Below are 19,579 nucleotides of genomic sequence, written 5' to 3'. Positions count from 1 at the left end.
ATGCCCCGCCCGTACACCCTGTTCACCGGCCAGTGGGCCGACCTCCCCTTCGAAGAAGTCGCAAAACTCGCTTCGGGCTGGGGCTACGACGGCCTGGAGATCGCCGTCTCCGGTGACCACCTGGACGCGTGGCGCTGGGACGAGCCCGGCTACGTCGAATCCAAGCTCGCCATCCTGGAGAAGTACAACCTGAAGGTCTGGGCCATCTCCAACCACCTCAAGGGCCAGGCCGTGTGCGATGACCCCATCGACTTCCGCCACGAAGCGATCGTGGGCGCCAAGGTCTGGGGCGACGGCGACCCCGAGGGCGTCCGCCAGCGCGCTGCCGAGGAAATGAAGCACACCGCACGGCTCGCCAAGGCACTCGGGGTGGACACCGTCGTCGGGTTCACCGGATCCTCGATCTGGCAGTACGTGGCCATGTTCCCGCCCGTCCCGGAGAAGGTGATCGAGGCCGGCTACCAGGACTTCGCCGACCGCTGGAACCCCATCCTGGACGTCTTCGACGAATGCGGCGTCCGCTTTGCCCACGAGGTCCACCCGTCCGAAATCGCCTACGACTACTGGACCACCGTCCGCACCCTCGAAGCGATCGGCCACCGCGAAGCGTTCGGCCTGAACTGGGACCCGTCGCACATGATGTGGCAGGGCATGGATCCGGTCTCCTTCATCTGGGACTTCAAGGACCGGATCTACCACGTGGACTGCAAGGACACCAAGCTCCGCCAGACCGGCCGGAACACCGTCCTGGGTTCCCACCTGGCCTGGGGCGACCCGCGCCGCGGCTGGGACTTCGTTTCCGCAGGACGCGGCGACGTCCCCTGGGAAGCGTCTTTCCGGGCTCTCACCGCGATCGGCTACAGCGGCCCCATTTCCGTGGAGTGGGAGGACGCCGGCATGGACCGCCTCCATGGCGCCCCCGAGGCCCTGGCCGCGCTCAAGAAGTTCGACTTCCCGGCGTCGAACACGTCCTTCGACGCCGCCTTCAAGCAGTAAGGCCAGCGCTCCCGCGGACCGGCCGGTCGACGTCGTGCTCGTTTCCACTGCTGACTGGTCCACCCCGCTCCACACCTGGCCGCTCTTCGGCGGGCAAGGGACGCTCAACGTCAACAGCTGGTCCCCCGATTCGGCAAGCTTTGCGTACGTCGCCTACCCACGCGCCACCACCGACCCAACGAAGGGCTAAGCACGGCATTCCCACCGCCCACGGCAGCTACGAGGCGCTGGCGGCGGACCCCGAGGTGGACGTCGTCTACATTGCCACGCCCCACCCGTTCCACCACGCGAAAACATGGTGCGCCTGCGCGAGGTGATCCGGGAGGGCGCAATCGGCGAGGTCCGGAAAGTCATTGCAAGCCACAACCAAAACCTGCCCAAGGATCCTGCCCACCGCCTGAACGACCCCGCCCTGGGCGGCGGTGCGCCGCTTGACCTCGGCGTCTACCCGGTCTCGTTCGCCCTTGACATCCTGGGCACGCCGGAAACCATCCGGGCCAGCGCCTCCATGACGGCGACGGGCGTGGACCGGCAGACGGCGGCGGTCTTCGAATATGCGGACGGGCAGCAGGCCATCATCGACTGCGAACTGGATGCGGCCGGGCCCAACCGCGCCGTCGTCATTGGCACGGAAGGGTGGATCGAGCTGGACGCCACCTGGTACAACCCCACGCGCGTCCGTCGGGGTCATGGCGGCCATGGACGGGATCCGCCGCCAGATCGGCCTCAGTTACGCCGCCGATGCCCCGCAGCACTAGGATTTTTGCCATGACGCACACCATCCGCAAAGCAACAACGGACGACGCCGGCGCGCTGGCAGAGCTGGCAGCCGTCACCTTCCCGCTGGCGTGCCCGCCGCAGTCGTCGCCGGAGGATATCGCGGCGCACCTGGCCAACACCCTCAGCGAAAGCCACTTCGAGGGTTACCTCGCAGACGCGGATGTCACCATTCTGGTGATCGAGGACGACGGCGGGCTCCGAGGCTACAGCCTCCTGGTGAACCGGCCGGCGGCGGACCCTGATGTGGCCGCAGTCCTCACCGTCCTGCCGTCCACCGAACTGAGCAAATGCTATGTCCACCCGGACCACCATGGGCTGGGCGCGGCAGCCGAACTGATGCACGCCAGCCTCGAAACCTCGGCGGCCGCAGGCGCGGCGGGCGTCTGGCTGGGCGTCAACAACCAGAACGCCCGGGCCATCCGGTTCTACGAGAAGGCCGGTTTCCGTAAGGTGGGCTCGAAGTCCTTCCGGCTGGGCGCCACCGTGGAACACGACTTCGTGATGGAGCGCGCCGTCCCCTGACCGGCGCCGTCCCCTGACCGTCCCGGGCGTCAGGTCCCCGGCGTCAGGCGTCGTTGGGCGGGTAGGCCAGCGGCGGGCGCGGCTCGGCCAGGAACTTCAGGCTGGGCGGCAGCCCGTCGATCCGGCCATCCGTGCCGTGGGCCTTAATAATGATCCGGGATGTGTCCAGCAGCACGTTCTCCGCCCGGAACTCGCCGATGTCCAACGGCAGGATCGGTGCCAGGTGCACCACGCCGCGGGTGTACACGGGGTCGAAGCGGAGCATGGCTCGGGTCAGTTGCACCGGCGCCGCAGCCGCCCAGGCCTGCGGCGAGCAGGCCGTGGGGTACGGCACCGGCCCGGGAAACTCGCCGCGGTCAAACCCGCAGAACAGTTCGGGCAGCCGGCCGTCAAAGTGCCGCGCCGCTTCGAAGATTCCGGTGGCAATCTGCCGCGCCTCGTCCACGAAGCCGTACCGCATCAGGCCGGTGGCCACCAGGGCGGTGTCATGGGGCCAGACCGAGCCGTTGTGGTAGCTCACCGGGTTGTAAGCGCCCATGTCCGAGGCCAGGGTCCGGATCCCCCAGCCCGTGAACATCTGCGGTGACATCAGGTGTTCCGCCACGGACACGGCCTTGTCCTCATCCACAATGCCCGTCCACAGGCAGTGGCCCATGTTGGACGTGCAGGCATCCACCGGGCGCTTGTCCTTGTCCAGGGCAACCGCAAAGTAGCCTTTATCCGGAAGCCAGAACCGCTCGTTGAACTTCTCTTTCAGGGCCGCAGCCCGGTCAGCCCACTGGTGTTCCAAGGCCACGTCGCCGTCCCAGCGCGCCAGCAGGGACCGGCCAATGTACGCGGAGTAGACGTACGCCTGCACCTCGCATAGGGCTATGGGTGCTTGGGCGATGGTGCCGTCGGCGAAGTTGATGCCGTCCCAGGAATCTTTCCAGCCTTGGTTGACCAGGCCGTGATCGTTGGGCCGGAGGTACTCCACAAAGCCGTCCCCGTCACGGTCCCCGTACTTCTCAATCCAGTCCAGGGCCCTGTCCGCATGCGGCAGCAGCGGGTGGATGATTTCCCGGGACAGGCCCCACCTGCTGAGCTCGCCCAGCACCGCCACAAACAGCGGTGTGGCATCGGCAGTGCCGTAGTAGGCCGTGCCGCCCAGCGAGAGCCCGGCGGTAACCCCCAGCCTGACCTCGTGCGGGATGCGCCCCGGTTCCTCCTCCGAGTCCGGGTCGACCTTCTCTCCCTGGAGCCCCGCCAGCGTCTGGAGCGTACCTGCGGCCAACTGCGGATCGATCATGAGGCTCATGTAGGACGAGAGCAGCGAGTCCCGGCCGAACAACGCCATGAACCATGGCGCGCCCGCTGCCACCGCCGCCCGGTCAGGGTGCTGGGCGTCGAAGATCCGCAACGAGCCAAGGTCGGACTGGCTGCGCCGCAGGGTGGCCTCGATGTTGCCATCCCCCACGGTGATGCGGGGAACGGTTTCCTCCCACGCCAGGTGCCGCTGAACGCCGGACCGGTGCCGGGGCAGGCCCGATTCGGTAAACGGATCACGCGGCGCCTCGCCGTTAATCAGGGGGACCACGATGACGCTGGTGGACCACTTGCCCCGTGCCGGGATGTGCGCCTTGAACCGAAGCGCGTCTGTGGTGACGTCGGCCCCTGCCGCGCGGATCGCGCTGCCGCGCCGCTGCCCGTTGCGGACGGCCTCAATCACCAGTTCCGCTCCCTTGACGGTCCTGCTCAGGCTGTCCTGATTGATGGCACGGCCGCCCTTGACGTCAAACAAATCAGCCTGGTCCGCGTCCACCAGCAGTTCGATCTCGCAGTCCACGGCTTCGGAAGAGTAGTTTTCCAGCGTGATGTCATCCTGCAAGCCCGGTCCGACGTGGCGTTCCTGGCGGACAACCAGGGGGCTGTCGAACCGGCCGTCGGGCCAGCGGGCGCGGCCCACGAAGGTGGCTTCGAACGCGTCGGGCCGTTGGGCCACCAGCGGCTCCCGGAGCTCGCCGTTGATTCGCAGGACGGACCGCGACACCACCCGGGTGTCGCGGTAGAACGCCCCGTTGGTTCCCCCTTCAGGGCTGATGTCGCCGCTGTGGGAAGAGATGCAGAAGGACGAGCCTTCCACCAGGGTTACGGCGTCCGCCCCGCCGCTGTCCGCTTCCGTGTCAGCGTTCCAAGCAGTCATGGGAACGCTCCTTCCTCAAGTCCGCCGGATGGATACCGGGCCCGTTTCCGCTCCCCGAACCACTGCTCCCCCCATCCGATTCTGGAGCAAGGAGGAACCAACGGGAACCCCTGCCCGGCTCTTTTCCACCAGGTTGGAATACAGGTCAAGGTGGTTGGCCACCATCCGCTCGGTGCTGAACAGTTTGAGGGCCCGGTCCCGGCAGTGCGCCCGGTCCAGGGCCGCGGCAAGTGGCAGGAAGTTGTGCAGTTCTTCGGTCGGCGCCAGGAAGCCGGTCCGGCCGTGGTCCACGATTTCCGGCGCCGACCCGATGGGTGTTCCCACCACGGGAGTTCCGGTGGCCAGGGACTCGATCATGACCAGGCCGAAAGGCTCCGACCACTGGATGGGGTTCAGGAACGCCATGGCGTCGCCCATCAGTGCGAACTTGTCCGCATCGCCGAGTTCGCCAAGGAACTCCTCATTGGTTCCCAGCAGGGGTTCGACGGCGGAGCGGAAGAATTCGATCTCCTCGGGTTCGCGCATCTTGGCTGCGATCCGCAGCGGGATTCCGGCGCGGCGCGCGATCTGGATCGCTTCCACAACGCCCTTGTCCGGGCACATGCGCCCAACGAAGCACGCATACCCGCCGTCCCCTGAGCCCTCCGGCACAGCCGCAACATCCATGCCATGGTGGATCACCCTGGTGATGGGCACGTCCGGCACCCGGGAGGCCTGGTCGCGGGAGATTCCAATGATGGCCGTATCACCGGCCATGGCGCGGTACAAATCGGCCGACGCCGGGATGAGGGGGCCGTGAATGGTGGTCACCACCGGGGCACGGGACGTCCGGCGGCCCACGAGCGGCCCGGCCAGTGTGTGGTCATGGATGACGTCAACGTTGTGCAGGCCCGCGTAGGCCCTGATCACATGGCTAAGCTCCGAGAGGGAGAAGCCGAGCTGTTCAGGTTCTGCCGGGCGCATCCCGGGCACCAGCGGTGCAGGGCATGTGCTGTCCGAGGCCGCGGCCAGCAGCACCTCGTGGCCGGCGGCAAGAAACCCCCGGGCCAGGGAATCAATAACGCGCTCTATGCCGCCGTATCCAACCGGTGGGATGGGAATCCAGGGCGCTGAAATAAGTCCTATCCGCATGCTTTCCTCCGTGAGGATCACATGCCACGCCCCCAGACCTGGCGAGTGATGTGTTCCACAAGGCCTTTGCTTAACCCGTTGTTCCGACTATTGCGCAGCCGGACCCCGGCTGGCAATCCCCCAGTGTGACAAATCCGACACCGCCGCGGGGAATGGCGGCAGTGCCGGGCAGGTTGTGGGAATTATGAAGATTGAGATCTGGTCAGACGTCGCGTGTCCCTGGTGCTACATCGGAAAGCGCCGGTTCGAGTCCGCCCTTGCCGACTTCCCGCACCGCGAATCGGTGGACGTCACGTGGCGCAGCTACCAGCTCGATCCCAGCCTTCCCGAGCACTACGACGGTAGTGAACTCGAATACCTCAGCCGGATCAAGGGGATGCCGCAGGCACAGGTCGCCCAGATGTTTGAGCACGTCTCCGCCCAGGCCAGCGGCGAAGGACTCAACTACCGCTTTGATGAGGTGGTGGTGGCCAACAGTTTCACGGCACACCGCCTGATCCACCTTGCCGCCCGGCACGGAAAGCAGGACGCGGCCAAGGAACGGCTGCTCAGTGACCACTTCGAAAACGGCAAGGACATCGGCAGCGCCGAATACCTCACCGAACTTGGGCTCTCCCTCGGGATCGATGCCGGCGAAGTGGCCGAACTGTTCACCACTGACAAGTACGCCGACGACGTCCGCTTGGACTTCGAGGAAGCCCGGGCGCTGGGCATCACCGGCGTCCCGTTCTTTGTGATCGACCGCAAGTATGGCCTGTCCGGCGCGCAGCCCGCCGAAACGTTCACGGCGGCGCTGAACCAGGCCTGGCAGGAGACCAACCCGCTGGTGCTCGTCAACGCCCCGGACGGCGAAGCCTGCGGCCCGGACGGCGAAGCCTGCGGCCCGGACGGCTGCACCCCCTGATCTGCGCCGCAGCCAAATTTACTGACACATCGCGATAAAGTGTCTGTATGCCCAGGATTTCGGCGGCCACCAATGCCGCGCAACGAGCCGACACGCAGCGCCGGATCCTGACGGCCTTTGGTGAACTCCTTTTCACCCATGGCCTGCCCGGACTTACCATGACGGACGTCGCGCGGCACGCCGGCGTGGGACGCACCGCGGTGTACAACTACTACGCCGATATCGAAGAGCTGCTCATCTCCTACGCCCTGGACGAGACCGAGCGGTTCCTTGCTGAGCTGCGTGACGCACTGGCCGCAGTGGACAACCCGGTCGAGCGGCTCGCGCTGTACGTCCGCACCCAGGTGGAGGACCTCAGCCGCCGCCATCTCCCGCCTGGACCCGCCATGGCGGCGGTGCTGTCGCCGTCGTCCTTTGCCAAACTCGCGGACCACGTGGGTGAGCTCAGCGTTATGCTGCAAGGCATCCTGCGCGACGGCATGTCGCAGGGCTACCTGCCGGAAGCGGATATCGGCCAGCAGGCGCAACTGATCCACGGAACCCTGTCCTCCAGCGCCGCGCGCGGCAGCAACGAACCCGCCGAGCTTGAGGCGCGCATCGCCCGGACGGTGCGTTTTATCCAGCTGGGTGCCGGTGCAAGATTCGACGACGGCGGCGCGCCCGTGCGGGTGGGCTAACCGGGCCTGCTCCAGGCGGGGGCGGCGCAGCTAGGGTGTGGGTGTCGCCGTCGGAATAACGGGCCACTTGGCGTCGTCGGCGATCCGGCGGCTGTCCCGCGGACAGCTGAGCGTTCCGGGTGTCTGGTCCACCCGGTCTGCCGCCACCAGCTCCTTATAGTCGCCGGCAAGGATCAGGTCCACGCTCGCGTCCGTCCTGCTGTCCTGGAAATAGTCCGACCCCGGTACGTTTCGCTGGACGGTGAAGGCCGCCGACTGCCCGGCCGCCCCCGAAACCACTGCCGCAACGCCGCGGTAGCCGGCTCCGGTGTTGGCCACGGCGCCCACCACGAATTTCCGGGCCACGAGTTCGTCCGCCACCGCGCGCGCCAGCCCGGGCCTGCTGGTGGAGTTGTAGACGTTGAGGTTGACCTGGCCGTTGGGGGTGTAGTCGAAGGTGGCGGCGGGACAGGTGACCCGGGGCTCTTCGCTGGCCGCCGGCGTCGGAAGCTTCAAATGGCCGTTGATGATCGCCAGCGCCGTGATGATGGCACCGGCGATGAGGCCCAGCAGGAGCACCAGCACCACTCCGTGCACCACCCTGCGGCGGAGACGGACCGGATCGTCGGAATCCCCGGCGGCTTCAAAGGTGGCCCGCAGTTCCGGGCCGGTGATGACACGGTGGCCGTGCAGCACCCGGGCGTCCTTGGGCGTCCTAGCCATCTATCACCAGCACGCGGGCGTGGATGGCGGTGCGCTGGTGCAGCGCTGTCCGGACGGCGCGGTGCAGACCGTCCTCGAGGTACAGGGTCCCCTGGTACTGCACCACATGGGGGAAAAGGTCGCCGAAAAACGTGGAGTCCTCCGCCAGGAGCGCCTCCAGGTCCAGGGTCCGTTTAGTGGTCACCAGTTCGTCCAGCCGGACGGGGCGCGGCGGCAGCGACGCCCACTGTTTGGGCGTGCTGTAACCATGGTCGGGGTACGGGCGTCCCTCGCCCACAGCTTTGAAGATCACCCTGCAACACTAGGCACCTTGGCGGTCCAAGAGAAGAGTCCGGCCCGCGCCGTTCCAAGGTTGTAGCCAAACAGTGACCATCCGTCACACGCCTCCGGCTGACACAATGGAGCCATGACTGCACCCGAAATTCCTGCCGCTTCCATGTCCGGTGTCCGCCAGCTGTCGTCACCGCCGCTGGCCCTCCTGCTCGACGTGGACGGCCCCGTGGCGAGCCCGGTCACCCGGGACGTTCAGCCCGGGATCATAACGGACATGGTGGCCCTGGCTGCTGCCGGAATTCCTGTCATTTTCAACACCGGCCGCTCCGATGCCTTCATTCGCGAACAGGTCATGGAACCCATGATCGCCGCCGGCATGCCGTCCGGAACCGTCATCCACGCCATCTGCGAAAAGGGCGCCGTCTGGTTCAGCTACACCGCCGCCGGCCCCGGCCCCATCCACGTTGACCACGAGCTGGCCGTGCCCAAGGCATACGGTGATGACGTCCGCAGGCTGGTAGCGGAGGACTACTCGGCCCATATGTTCTTTGACGAGACCAAGCGGGCCATGGTGTCCGTGGAGCAGCACATCAAGGTCCCGTCCGCGGACTACCTCGCCGAGCAGCAGCTCTTTGACACGGACGCCGTGGACCTGATGGCCCGCCATGGCCTGGGGGTGGTCCGTCTGGACCATCACGCTCCGAATTCCGACGACTCCGTGGACTACCGCGTTGACCCCACCATCATTTCCACCGATATTGAGTCGGTGCGGCTGGGCAAGGACCTGGGAGCCGGCAGGGCGGTGGAACTGTTGGCAGCCCAGGGCATCACGCCGCAGGCCTGGCGGACCATGGGCGATTCCCGCACGGACTACGCCATGGCCGATTGGTTGCACCACAACGACCATCCCGTGAAGCACGTTGATGTCCGGCCGGCGGACGGTGTTCCGGTTAAACCCTATGAGGTCCTCACCGCAGCGGACCTGGGGCTTGGCAACGAGGTAATCCACGACGACGCCGGTGCGGCTTTCCTTCGCAGCTGGCGGGAGGCCGTGGAAAACTGAGCCGCTGCCGGGCCGTGCGGCCGTCCGACCTATGCGCCCCTCAGTCGCGGCGGGCAATTTTGGGCGCCGCGCTATTATTCAGATAAGAACGCTTACCATTAGCCGCGACGGAGACAACCATTACAGAAGCACCTGTCCAGGAAGAGATCTACTACGGCGGCCAGGCATCCGTAGAACCGCGCGCACATGCGGAGGTGACGTCTCCGGCTGCCGAGGCCCGGCTCAAGCACCGCGAGGACGTGGTCCGACACAAGGGCCGCTATGCCCTGATCAACCACAACCGGACGCCGTACCAGGCCATGGTTGAGGACCTGATGTTCCTGCGCAACGTGCTGTCCGGCGCCGGCCTGGACTACCTGCTGGTGCGTGGAAACAACGACCGCCCGGTTATCGCCCTGGACTGGGCGAACCGCAAGAAACTCCGGACTGCCCTGGTGGAAGCCTGCCGCAACGAGCCCGTCTACTCCATGACGGTTGACGCCAAGAAGAAGTCCTCCGTACTGGTGGCCGACGGCGAGCTCTCCCCCAACCGGCAGGCCCGCATCTTCCGTTTGTACCGGCCTCGGGTCGAACCGGACGGCGGCTTCGAGTTCGGCTCGTCCGCGGGCGTCCAGATCGAACTCTGGAGCTTCGAGGGCAACCAGATCATCCTGCCCATCGAGAATTCCCTCACCCGGCGGACCATGCTCGCCCAGGACGCCGTCCGCGGAACCGTGGAGCGGTACGGCAACACGTGGCCCACCATTGAAAACATGTTCGCTGACCATGCCAGCGACATCAGCTTCGACATCGATCTCGTGTTCTCCTGGGTGGACGGCAGCTCACCGGAATACATTGCCGCCCGCCGCGCCCAGCAGCAGGGTGTTGTCCTTGGCGAAGGCGACGATCATGAAGCCCGCTTCCGGCAGATCAACGAACTCAAATACGCGCTGCGTTCCGTCTACATGTTTGCGCCCTGGATCCGCCGCATCTTCATTGCCACGGACTCCCCCGCCCCGGAGTGGCTGGCAGAGCACCCGTCGGTGACCATCGTGCGCAGCGAGGAGTTCTTCGCGGACCCGTCAGTCCTGCCGACGCACAACTCGCAGGCTGTGGAATGCCAGCTCCACAACATTGAGGGGCTCTCCGAGCACTTCCTTTACTCCAACGATGACATGTTCTTCGGCCGCGCCGTGGGCCCGGACATGTTCTTCACACCGGGCGGCATCACCAAATTCATCGAGGCTGAGACCCGGATCGGGCTGGGCGATAATGACGCCGAGCGAAGCGGCTTCGAAAACGCCGCACGTGTGAACCGAAAGCTGCTCTGGGACCGTTTTGGACGGATCACCACCCGGCACCTGGAGCACACGGCCGCTCCCCTGCGGCGCAGCGTGGTGGCCACCATGGAGCAGGAGTTCCCCGAGGAGTTCCGGAAGACAGCGGCCAGCAGGTTCCGCGCCGCAGACAACATCTCGGTGACCAATTCCTTCTACCACTACTACGCGCTGCTCACCGGCCGGGCAGTCACCCAGACCGCTGCCAAGGTGCGCTATGTGGACACCACCATGCGGGCCGGGCTGAACTATCTGCCCAAGCTGCTGTCCAAACGGAACATGGATTTCTTCTGCCTCAACGACGGCAGCTTCCCGGAAGTCCCGGCGGACGAGCGGGCCCACCTGGTGACCGACTTCCTGGAGAAGTACTACCCGATCAAGGCGCCCTGGGAACTCTGACACCGGAACCGTGGCTCTGGAATCACGGCCGCACCCCAGCCCCGGGCTGCCTCTAGGTAGCGAAGCCCAGGGGAACCTTGGCGGGCGATGCGCCCTTTGCTTTCTCCGGGATGCTAATGCCGGCCGCTGCGAGGCGCTGCGCGGTCATTTCGGCGGTCACATGCTCGCCCACAGTGGGCGCGCTGCCCAACGGCACCACGGAGTGGACGATGGTGTGTTCGTAGACGTGCACCAGGTTGAATGCCTGCCCGCCATCCCGGCCACGGGTGCCCCCCACTGCAACGTTGAGATCCTGGGTGTAGCACGTGGCTGATGCCACGGACACGGGAATCCCGGCGAAGGTGGCGGTGGTTGAGTAATGCAGGTGCCCGGCCAGAATGGTCCGGACATCCGAGTTGCGGACCACGGCGGCAAGGCTTGCCTGGTCGCGCAGTTCCACCAGGACGGCGAGGTCCAGGACGGACGGGACCGGCGGATGGTGGAGCGCGAGGATGGTGCCGTCGGGGGCAGGTGTCTCCAGCTCACGGGCCAGCCACTCCAGCTGCGAGTCGCTCAGCTCGCCGTGGTGGTAGCCAGGCACCGTGGTGTCCAGTGTGATCACGCGCAGGCCGTTGATGAAGTAGCTGTGGTCCACGGGTGCATCGCTGGCGGGCTGGTCCAGTAGACCGGTCCGGAAGTTGGCCCGGTTGTCGTGGTTTCCCATGGCCCAGATGACCTGGGCGCCCAGGTCTTCGCAGGCCGGATCGACAATGGCCCGCAGCTTGGCGTAGGCCTCCGGGTGGCCTTCATCCGCCAGGTCACCGGTGAAGATCACGGCCTCGGGCCGTGCCCCTGAGGCCCGGACCTCATCGAAAAGCTGAATGAGCTTGGATTCGCTGTCAACTGCGCCGTAAAGGGGATCTGGACCTCCCATCAGGTGGGGGTCGCTCAGGTGGAGAAGGAAGTGGCGTGGCCGGGGATGTTCGGCCTCGATGTGCTTCATTGCTGCCTCTGTGGTTGGTGGGAAACGGCGTTTCCCTTCTACCCTTCAGTAACCTTTATCAAACCAGATATTGGGGAAAGTTTGGGTAAATTTGCGCGGGCAAGTTGGAAAAAAGCAGAAGATTTCCGCTACGGAATGACGTGGGGTGACTTCGGTTCATTTAATTCGGCCAGGGCCTGCTCAATGGCCTGAAGGACTTCGGCGGAGTCGGGCTCGACGGTGGGGGCGAAGCGTGCCACCACCTCGCCCGCACGGCTAATCAGGAACTTTTCAAAGTTCCACTTCACCAGGCCGGGCAGCACGCTGGTCTTGAATTTGGTCAGCTCTCCGTAGAGCGGATGCTGGTCCTTGCCCCGCACGTTGGCCTTGGCCGTCAGCGGGAAGGAAACACCGAAGTTCCGCTCGCAGAACTCCGCGATCTCGCTGTCAGTGCCGGGCTCCTGGCCGGCGAACTGGTTGCACGGCACCCCGAGGATCTGGAAACCGCGGTCCCGGAATTTCTCAAAGAGGGTTTCGAGCCCGGCGTATTGCGGCGTCAGTCCGCATTGCGACGCCACATTGACCACCATCACCACGTCTCCCTTGAACCGGCCGAAGTCGGTCCGGGTGCCGTCGTTGAGCGTCAGCGGGATGGTGTACAGAGAGGTCACAGCGCCGTCCTTCGAGAGGTTGGTCATGCAGGTGATTCGTTGCCAACCATCAAGAGTACGGGCTCACGCTGAGAGTTTTCTGTCAGGGTTTCCTTGGGGCGGGCTCCGGGGTTGTTGTTGTGCCGGTCGGAGCGGCGGGCGTTGGCGCCGCCGGTGTTGCGGGCGCGGGTGCCACAGTCGTGGCAGGCGGCGGTGCGGGCGCTGCCGTCGTGGCAGGAGGCGGCGGTGCGGGCGCTGGCGTCGTGGCAGGAGGCGGCGGTGCAGGCGCTGCCGTCGTGGCAGGAGGCGGCGGTGCAGGCGCTGCCGTCGTGGCAGGAGGCGGCGGTGCAGGCGCTGCCGTCGTGGCAGGAGGCGGCGGTGCAGGCGCTGCCGTCGTGGCAGGCGGGGGCGGCGCTGTAGTGGCCGGTGGTGCTGTACCAGTGGCCGGCGCGGTGGTTCCCGTCGACGGCGTCCCAGTCGCAGGTGCGGTACCCGACGATGTCGGCGGCGCCGAACCTGTCGGGGAACCAGTCGGCGTGGCAGTACCCGTCGGCGAACCAGTCGGCGTGGCAGTACCCGACGGGGAGCCAGACGGCGTGGCAGTGCCAGAGGGCGTACTAGTCGGCGGTGCGGTACCCGACGACGTCGGCGGTGCCGAACCTGTCGCGGATCCCGTCGCCGGGGCGGTGGTCGACGGAGACGGCGTTGGCGTTGGCGTGGCGGTTCCCGTCGCCGGGACGCTGGGCGTCCCGGCAGGGGGTGCCGGCAGTTCGTCTTCCCCATGGAGGACGGTGTGGCTGTTGTCCGTGGCAACCGGGATGGCCCAGCGCTGGGCTGTGGCCCCGTCCGCGGCCTTGCCCTCGTAACTGATCATGGGGATGTCCGCCAGCGTGTCCACCTGATGGATCGGCAGGAGCGTCCAGTCCAGTGGATTGGTGTGTACGCCGTCGAGGATGGTCTCAAAATGCAGGTGGCATCCCGTGGACCACCCGGTGGTTCCCACCCGTGCGATGACCTGGCCCACCTGCACCGAGTCCCCTGTCCGGACGGCGATGGCCTCCAGGTGGTTGTAAGTGGTGATCAGCCCGTTGCCGTGGTCAATTTCCACGCGGTTGCCACCGCCCCAGGGATGCCATCCGGCGGCCCGAACCACGCCGCTGTCGGCGGCATAGACCCTGGTGCCGCAAGCCGCGGCAAAGTCCTGGCCCAGGTGGAAGTCCCCCGTTTGGCCCGTGATGGGACTGACGCGGAACCCGAAGGGCGAGCTCGCCGTGAGTGCTTCAAGGGGCGCCATCAGGGAGCCTTCAGGCGGCCGCTTCAGCTGGGCGGAGGCCACATTCAGCGGAGCCTTGCCGTCCTTTGCGATGGTCCTGACCAAGGTGCGGCCGAACGGGACCAGGGACCTGCCGTCTGTGAGGATGGCGGGATTCAGGGCGGAGCCGCCCACCTGGTCGGTGACGGTATGCGCCGCAGCGCTGCCGGTTTGCAGTGCCGGGACGGCAGGCATTCCAAGTGCAAAAGCAGCCGCAACGATGGCCGCGCCGGCTGCCAGGGCGCGCGCCGCCGTCGCGCAGGCGCCTGGAGACTTCTTGTCCCGGCCGGAACCCCAATGATTTCCCACTCGCTGACTCCCGGTTGGCCCGTCAGACCCCAATCCGGACGAGCTTTCCATCCCATGGGACCACACAACCCCCGGGCTGTGAACCCCTTGCCCAGACCTTGAGGAATACTTGTGGATTCTGCGGCAACCCCTCTCCGCCCGGCCATGGGCAAGAATGGTTTCATGCGCAATTTCCTCAGGGAATGGCAGGGCGAACTGAAGCGCGTCTTCACCGGAAGTGCGGACGCCCTGCCCGAGTGGGTACCCCGGTTGGCGGAGGGGAACGACGCCGGCTATCACCTTCCGGGGTCAGCTGTCTGGGCAGTGCACGGGTCAATGACCCCCATTGTGGCCGGCATCCGGGCGCTGCTTATGCAGTCGCTGCACCCCGCCGCCCTGGCCGGCGTCCATGAGCACTCCGACTTCCGGGCAGATCCGCTCCGGAGGCTGGCCCGGACCATCCAGTGGATCTTCACTGTCACGTACGGCTCGACTGCCGCGGCCGAAGAAGCATCGGCGCGGGTGCGGCGCCTGCACGCGCCGGTCCAGGGCATTTACAGCGACCGGGACGGCTCCGTGCATTCCTACTCGGCCAACGATCCCGAACTGGCACGGTGGGTTCACCTTGCGTTCGTTGACGCGTTCGTCACCTCCCATGAGATCTGGGGCGGCAGCATCCCGGGCGGACCTGATGCGTATGTGCGGGAATGGGCCCAGGCCGGACGACTGATGGGAGTGCTGGATCCGCCCCTCACCGTTGCGGAGATGCGGCGGCAACTGGACAACTACTACCGTAACGGCGATTTGCTGGCGGATAGCCGGGTCGCCGAGACCGTCGGTTTCATCCGCAACCCGCCCCTGCACCCCTTACTGCGGCCAGGCTACCGGATCGTCTTCGCCGGCGCCGTCTATAGCCTGGAACCGCACTACCGCCAGATGCTGGGACTGAAGATTCCGCGGCTGGGGCCCTTCCCGCTCCCGGTGAGGCTGGCGACGAAGGTGACTCTCGGCGTCGTACATTTTGCCCTGGGTCGCGGCCCCGGACCCAGCGAGCAGGCTGCCCGGTCGCGGCTCCGCCGGCTCGGATACCTGGACAGCTGACCGAAAGGGAAAACGAAAACCCGGTCCTGACTGGGTCAGAACCGGGTTTTCGGTTGGCGGAGAATGGGGGATTTGAACCCCCGAGGGCGTTAACCCAACACGCGTTCCAGGCGTGCGCCATAGGCCGCTAGGCGAATTCTCCAGCTGCTTCTGAATCAAAAGCAGGTACTAGACTACCTGAACATTCCAGCATCTCCCAATCGGGCCCGGCCGGCCTCCGCGAGCGTCCGTTAACGTCAAAATGGACGCCCCCAATGCGCCCATTCCTACGGAACACCGTTGAGCTGCCGGGTCCGGCCCTCCAGCCAGGCCCCGCAGCTCACAATCTTGAGATTGCCCCAATCGGTGTACATACCCATGATCGGCCTTGTCCGCCGGATAAGCAACGAAAATTGCCCTCATTTCCGCTGGCGCTGGCAGGATGAAGCCATGACACAGCTGCACGCCCTGGTGGTGTACGTACCGGAGGCCCACGCTGAGGCGCTGCTCCGGGCCATCGGCGATGCCGGCGCGGGCAGGTTAGGAAACTACTCCCATTGCTCTTTTGTGGCCCCGGGAACCGGCCGGTTTACCCCGCTGCCGGGCGCCGAGCCCTTCGTCGGTAAGGTTGGGTCGGGCGAACGGGTGCCGGAGCTGCGGATCGAGTGCGTTGTGGAGGAAGGGATGCTCGACGGCGTGGTGCTGGCCCTGCGCGCCGCCCACCCCTACGAGGAACCTGCCTTTATGACCTGGCCCGTCAACGGCTGGCGACAGTGACGCGTGCACCGTACCCGGGCCCGGGCCCGGGTGAACTGGCCACCCTCAGGGGGAGAGCCCGGCAAACCGGCCACCCGCCGGGGCCGGTTCGAGCCACACCAAAAGTTCGGGTAAAGTTATCTGCGGCCCCTCATGTGGCGTCATCCTGTTGAACTCCCCCAGGACCGGAAGGTAGCAAGGGTAAACGGGCTCTGGCGGGTGCATGGGGGGTCTTTACTATTGCCCACAGGGCGACCGCCCGCGAGGGACTGAATGTCGGCCCGGATTGGTAGGGTTTTTCCGTGACTGTTACAACCACCGCCCTGTACCGCAGATACCGTCCGGACTCCTTCGCTGACGTTATTGGGCAGGAACATGTCACGGAGCCGCTCATGACGGCACTGCGTAAAAACCGCGTCAATCACGCCTACCTTTTCTCCGGTCCCCGCGGCTGCGGCAAGACCACGTCCGCCAGGATCCTGGCCCGCTGCCTGAACTGCGCCCAGGGCCCCACGGACACTCCCTGCGGAACCTGCCCCAGCTGCGTTGAACTTGCGCGCGGCGGTTCCGGATCCCTTGACGTCATCGAGATCGACGCCGCCAGCCACGGCGGCGTGGACGACGCCCGCGACCTTCGCGAACGCGCAACCTACGCCCCTGTGCGTGACCGCTACAAGATCTTCATCATCGATGAGGCCCACATGGTCACGCCGGCCGGCTTCAACGCCCTCCTCAAGATCGTCGAAGAGCCGCCGGAGCACATCAAGTTCATCTTCGCCACCACGGAGCCGGACAAAGTCATCGGCACCATCCGCTCCCGCACCCACCACTACCCGTTCCGGCTGGTACCGCCCGAGCCGCTGATGGCGTACCTGGAACTGCTGTGCAACCGGGAAAACGTTCCCGTTGCCCCGGGCGTGCTGTCCCTGGTGGTCAGGGCCGGCGGCGGATCGGTCCGCGATTCCCTGTCCGTACTGGACCAGCTGATGGCCGGCGCCGGCGCCAACGGCCTGGACTACGAGCTTGCCGTGGCCCTCCTCGGCTACACGCACGCGTCACTGCTCGATGACGTGGTGGAGGCCGTCGCTGCCTCCGATGCCGGCACCGTCTTCAAGGCGGTGGACCGCGTCATCCAGACCGGCCACGACCCCCGCCGGTTCGTCGAGGACCTGCTGGAACGCTTCCGCGACCTCATCATTGTCCAGGCGATGCCCGAAAGCGCACAGGTGATCCTCCGCGGCATGCCGGCGGACCAGATCGCCAGGCTTCAGAACCAGGCGCACAACCTGGGCGCCGCTGAATTGTCCCGCGCCGCAGACGTCACCAACACGGCACTGACGGAAATGACCGGTGCCACGTCGCCCCGGCTCCACCTGGAACTCCTTTGCGCCCGCATCCTGCTCCCCAGTTCGGAACAGACCGAACGCGGGATCGCTGCCCGGATCGACCGCGTGGAGCGCCGGCTGAACTACGGCGGGAACGCCGACGCCGGGGCTGCCACCCCGGCAGGCACGGCCGTCCCGGCCGCCCCTGTTCAGGCTGCTCCCGTTTCGGCCGCTCCCGATCAGGCCGTCCCGGCACCGGCTCCAGAGGTGCCGGCAAGTCCGGCGCCAGCGGCACGGCCGTCGGCGACCTCTGCTCCGGCGGCCTCCGCCCCTGAAGTGCCCGCTCAGGCAGCAGCGGCTCAGGCGTCTCCGGTTCCTGCGGCCGCCGCTTCCTCAATACTGTCCGCACCGGAGTCCTCAGCGCCTGCCTCCCCGCCGGCAGCCCAGCCCGGTTCCGGCCTTGCAGGGCAGCACGCAGCAGGGGCCAACGATGGCCGGACACCGCTCACGCCGCCGCGGGTCAGCACCAACGACTGGCCGGTGGACGAGTCCGCCGGCACCCGTCCCCCGGCAGCCCCGCAGCAGCGGCCTGCCCCTTCGGCGCCCTCCGTTCCGGCTGGCCCGGCCAGCCCCGCTGGCCCCGTCGGCCCCGCCGGCCCCGCCGCGACAGGCGACGTTGAGGTCCTGCGCCGTGCCTGGCCCGAGGTCCTTCAGACGCTGTCCAAGATCAAGCGCAGCACCTGGGCCCTGGTGGAACCGAACGCCCAGGTAGGCGCCTTCGATGGCCAGGTCCTGACGCTCGCTTTCACCACATCAGGTTTGGCGGGCGCTTTCGGCCGGGCTGACCACTCGGAGAACCTCCGTCAGGCGATCCACAAAACAGTGGGCATCGACTGCCAGATCACCGCCGTCGCCGGTGCCGCCAACAGTTCAGCGAGCTCTGAGCCAAACCCAAAAGCACCCGCTAGCCCACAGCCCCCGCACTCCACGCCCAGCTCGGCGGACGTAGCCTGGGGACTGGCACCGGCGGCGAGCGCTGCGGCCCCGCCTGCCTATACTGCGCCCCCTACCCACGTGGCCGCGCCCGCCGAAGCGGCCCCTTCCGCCGACACCGCTCCGGTCACCGAAGCGGCCCCTGTTGCGTACGCTCCTCCAACCGCAGCCCCTGCCGCGACACAGGCGGCCCCACCAAGTGTGGGGCCGGCTTCGCACAAGCCAGTCGACAACGCCCTTGCCGAAGAGCCCCGCCGTGAACAGGTGCCGGGCCCGCAGGTTCAGCCACGTCCCACCGAGCCCGATGCCGGCTCCTACGCCTACTCCGACGACGGCTGGGGTCCCCCCCGGGACGAGGACGCTCCTCCGCTGGAGGAGGAACCGCCCATGGATTGGGATCCATCGGCTCCGGCCGAACCACGGCGCACGGCGGCGAAGTCGGTGCCGGCAGGCGTCCAGCCCGGGGCCGCCGCGCACCGGACCGGCAAACAGCCCGCCGCCAAGGGTGCCCGGCCGCAGGCCGCCGTCAGCACGCCACCCGTCGCCGGCGCTGCCGCAGTCACTCCACCGGCAGACACGTCGCACGATCCCTGGGGTCGCGCCGTCGAGCAGGCTCCCGGCGTTTGGGTCATAGGCACAGAACCAAACGTTGGGAAAAGGCCGGCGACATCCGGTGCGGAGGAAACCGTTGCCGCGCCGGCACCTGACTACGAGCCTGCCACCGCCCAGGTTCCCCCGGCCGCGGTCAGCACGCAGTCTGCAGCCGACGCCAGCTGGGGCCTGCCGCCGGCAGCGCCCAGCCGTCCCTTGGGCGACCCCGCCGGTGCCGCACGCGAACCCGGTGGGCCGGCAAGCCACCCTGCAGCGCCGGTCCCGGACGCTGCCGGCCATGGCCGGGCCGAGGTCCGCGAGTATGCCATGGCGTCGTCGGCGCCGGTACAACCTGTGGCGGCCGCCGTGGCTCCGGCACCCCTGCAACCCGCCCGGGCAACGTCCGCTTCGGCGGCCCAGGCACGGCAAAGTCTGTACCAGCGGCTTTCTAACAGTCCTGAGGCCGAGGCCGGGCGCGCCAAAGCCCCTGCCCGCGCGGAAACCGCGACGTATGTTCAGGACATCCCGAGTGCGGACGATGAAACGATCGAGGAATCGGGGGTCTTCGGACGTGCCGCCGTCGAGCGTATTCTGGGCGGGAAACTGATCGAGGAGCGCTCCCCGGACGGAACCCCGATCGTTCCCCGTTTCTAGCCGCGCGCCGCAGCCGCAGCCGCC

The 19,579-nt window shown here is 66.9% G+C and carries 18 protein-coding genes, 1 tRNA gene and 1 other RNA gene; 12 read left to right on the top strand and 8 right to left on the bottom strand.

Annotated features, from left to right (window positions below; all coding sequences use genetic code 11):
* The 4 genes from NQJ30_RS11110 to NQJ30_RS11095 all read left to right on the top strand — a co-directional run bounded on the left by NQJ30_RS11110 (position 1) and on the right by NQJ30_RS11095 (position 2,298).
* Positions 1–996, top strand: coding sequence for a sugar phosphate isomerase/epimerase family protein (locus tag NQJ30_RS11110; RefSeq protein ID WP_255769983.1), 996 nt, complete (start codon positions 1–3; stop codon positions 994–996).
* A gap of 34 nt (positions 997–1,030) precedes the next feature.
* The gene (locus tag NQJ30_RS11105) at positions 1,031–1,186 is read left to right on the top strand and encodes a hypothetical protein (RefSeq protein ID WP_255769982.1); all 156 of its coding nucleotides are present in this window, start codon (positions 1,031–1,033) and stop codon (positions 1,184–1,186) included.
* 105 nt (positions 1,187–1,291) lie between these two features.
* Complete coding sequence (locus NQJ30_RS11100; protein ID WP_255769981.1) at positions 1,292–1,768, top strand: Gfo/Idh/MocA family protein; 477 nt, start codon at positions 1,292–1,294, stop codon at positions 1,766–1,768.
* Complete coding sequence (locus NQJ30_RS11095; protein ID WP_255769980.1) at positions 1,765–2,298, top strand: GNAT family N-acetyltransferase; 534 nt, start codon at positions 1,765–1,767, stop codon at positions 2,296–2,298. Before NQJ30_RS11100 ends, NQJ30_RS11095 begins: the two co-directional genes overlap by 4 nt.
* Before the next feature lie 43 nt (positions 2,299–2,341).
* Here NQJ30_RS11095 and NQJ30_RS11090 read toward each other — a convergent pair whose 3' ends face one another.
* Entirely contained in the window at positions 2,342–4,480 is a 2,139-nt protein-coding gene (locus NQJ30_RS11090; RefSeq protein ID WP_255769979.1) for an amylo-alpha-1,6-glucosidase, read from the bottom strand.
* A 15-nt stretch (positions 4,481–4,495) separates the two neighbouring features.
* Positions 4,496–5,611: a glycosyltransferase family 4 protein gene (locus tag NQJ30_RS11085; RefSeq protein WP_255769978.1), complete on the bottom strand. Its 1,116-nt coding sequence runs from the start codon at positions 5,609–5,611 to the stop codon at positions 4,496–4,498.
* A gap of 184 nt (positions 5,612–5,795) precedes the next feature.
* Between NQJ30_RS11085 and NQJ30_RS11080 the strand changes: the two genes are divergently transcribed.
* On the top strand, positions 5,796–6,515 hold the full coding sequence (locus NQJ30_RS11080; RefSeq protein WP_255769977.1) for a DsbA family oxidoreductase: 720 nt from the start codon (positions 5,796–5,798) through the stop codon (positions 6,513–6,515).
* A gap of 47 nt (positions 6,516–6,562) precedes the next feature.
* The gene (locus NQJ30_RS11075; RefSeq protein WP_255769976.1) at positions 6,563–7,192 is read left to right on the top strand and encodes a TetR/AcrR family transcriptional regulator; all 630 of its coding nucleotides are present in this window, start codon (positions 6,563–6,565) and stop codon (positions 7,190–7,192) included.
* 30 nt (positions 7,193–7,222) lie between these two features.
* Here NQJ30_RS11075 and NQJ30_RS11070 read toward each other — a convergent pair whose 3' ends face one another.
* Positions 7,223–7,894: a LytR C-terminal domain-containing protein gene (locus tag NQJ30_RS11070; RefSeq protein WP_255769975.1), complete on the bottom strand. Its 672-nt coding sequence runs from the start codon at positions 7,892–7,894 to the stop codon at positions 7,223–7,225.
* Positions 7,887–8,186: a type II toxin-antitoxin system VapB family antitoxin gene (locus tag NQJ30_RS11065; RefSeq protein ID WP_255769974.1), complete on the bottom strand. Its 300-nt coding sequence runs from the start codon at positions 8,184–8,186 to the stop codon at positions 7,887–7,889. The genes NQJ30_RS11070 and NQJ30_RS11065 overlap by 8 nt, the downstream gene beginning before the upstream one ends.
* Before the next feature lie 114 nt (positions 8,187–8,300).
* On the opposite strand from NQJ30_RS11065, the gene NQJ30_RS11060 reads away from it, so the two are divergent.
* Positions 8,301–9,230 (top strand): hypothetical protein, encoded by a 930-nt coding sequence (locus tag NQJ30_RS11060; RefSeq protein WP_255769973.1) that lies wholly within the window; start codon positions 8,301–8,303, stop codon positions 9,228–9,230.
* A 299-nt stretch (positions 9,231–9,529) separates the two neighbouring features.
* On the top strand, positions 9,530–10,945 hold the full coding sequence (locus NQJ30_RS11055; RefSeq protein WP_304664035.1) for a stealth family protein: 1,416 nt from the start codon (positions 9,530–9,532) through the stop codon (positions 10,943–10,945).
* A 52-nt stretch (positions 10,946–10,997) separates the two neighbouring features.
* Here NQJ30_RS11055 and NQJ30_RS11050 read toward each other — a convergent pair whose 3' ends face one another.
* The 3 genes from NQJ30_RS11050 to NQJ30_RS11040 all read right to left on the bottom strand — a co-directional run bounded on the left by NQJ30_RS11050 (position 10,998) and on the right by NQJ30_RS11040 (position 14,177).
* Complete coding sequence (locus tag NQJ30_RS11050) at positions 10,998–11,927, bottom strand: phosphodiesterase (RefSeq protein WP_255769971.1); 930 nt, start codon at positions 11,925–11,927, stop codon at positions 10,998–11,000.
* Positions 11,928–12,055: 128 nt separating this feature from the next.
* Complete coding sequence (locus tag NQJ30_RS11045; protein WP_255769970.1) at positions 12,056–12,604, bottom strand: glutathione peroxidase; 549 nt, start codon at positions 12,602–12,604, stop codon at positions 12,056–12,058.
* 55 nt (positions 12,605–12,659) lie between these two features.
* Positions 12,660–14,177 carry a M23 family metallopeptidase gene (locus tag NQJ30_RS11040; RefSeq protein WP_255769969.1) on the bottom strand — a complete coding sequence of 506 codons (1,518 nt, stop codon included), beginning with the start codon at positions 14,175–14,177 and terminating at the stop codon, positions 12,660–12,662.
* A gap of 162 nt (positions 14,178–14,339) precedes the next feature.
* Between NQJ30_RS11040 and NQJ30_RS11035 the strand changes: the two genes are divergently transcribed.
* Complete coding sequence (locus tag NQJ30_RS11035) at positions 14,340–15,257, top strand: oxygenase MpaB family protein (RefSeq protein WP_255769968.1); 918 nt, start codon at positions 14,340–14,342, stop codon at positions 15,255–15,257.
* Between the two features lie 54 nt (positions 15,258–15,311).
* On the opposite strand, the gene NQJ30_RS11030 is transcribed toward NQJ30_RS11035, so the two are convergent.
* A tRNA-Ser gene (locus NQJ30_RS11030) sits at positions 15,312–15,399 on the bottom strand.
* Between the two features lie 287 nt (positions 15,400–15,686).
* On the opposite strand from NQJ30_RS11030, the gene NQJ30_RS11025 reads away from it, so the two are divergent.
* From NQJ30_RS11025 to NQJ30_RS11015, 3 genes are all read left to right on the top strand, one after another.
* Positions 15,687–16,013, top strand: a complete 327-nt coding sequence (locus NQJ30_RS11025; protein WP_255769967.1) for a hypothetical protein — start codon at positions 15,687–15,689, stop codon at positions 16,011–16,013.
* Positions 16,014–16,134: 121 nt separating this feature from the next.
* Positions 16,135–16,231: signal recognition particle sRNA small type (ffs, locus tag NQJ30_RS11020), an RNA gene on the top strand.
* Positions 16,232–16,294: 63 nt separating this feature from the next.
* Positions 16,295–19,555, top strand: coding sequence for a DNA polymerase III subunit gamma and tau (locus NQJ30_RS11015; protein ID WP_255769966.1), 3,261 nt, complete (start codon positions 16,295–16,297; stop codon positions 19,553–19,555).
* Positions 19,556–19,579: the final 24 nt, after the last annotated feature.

It is taken from the genome of Pseudarthrobacter sulfonivorans (assembly GCF_024391045.1).
Taxonomy (GTDB): domain Bacteria; phylum Actinomycetota; class Actinomycetes; order Actinomycetales; family Micrococcaceae; genus Arthrobacter; species Arthrobacter sulfonivorans_B.
This window is presented reverse-complemented; position numbering and strand designations above follow the sequence as displayed.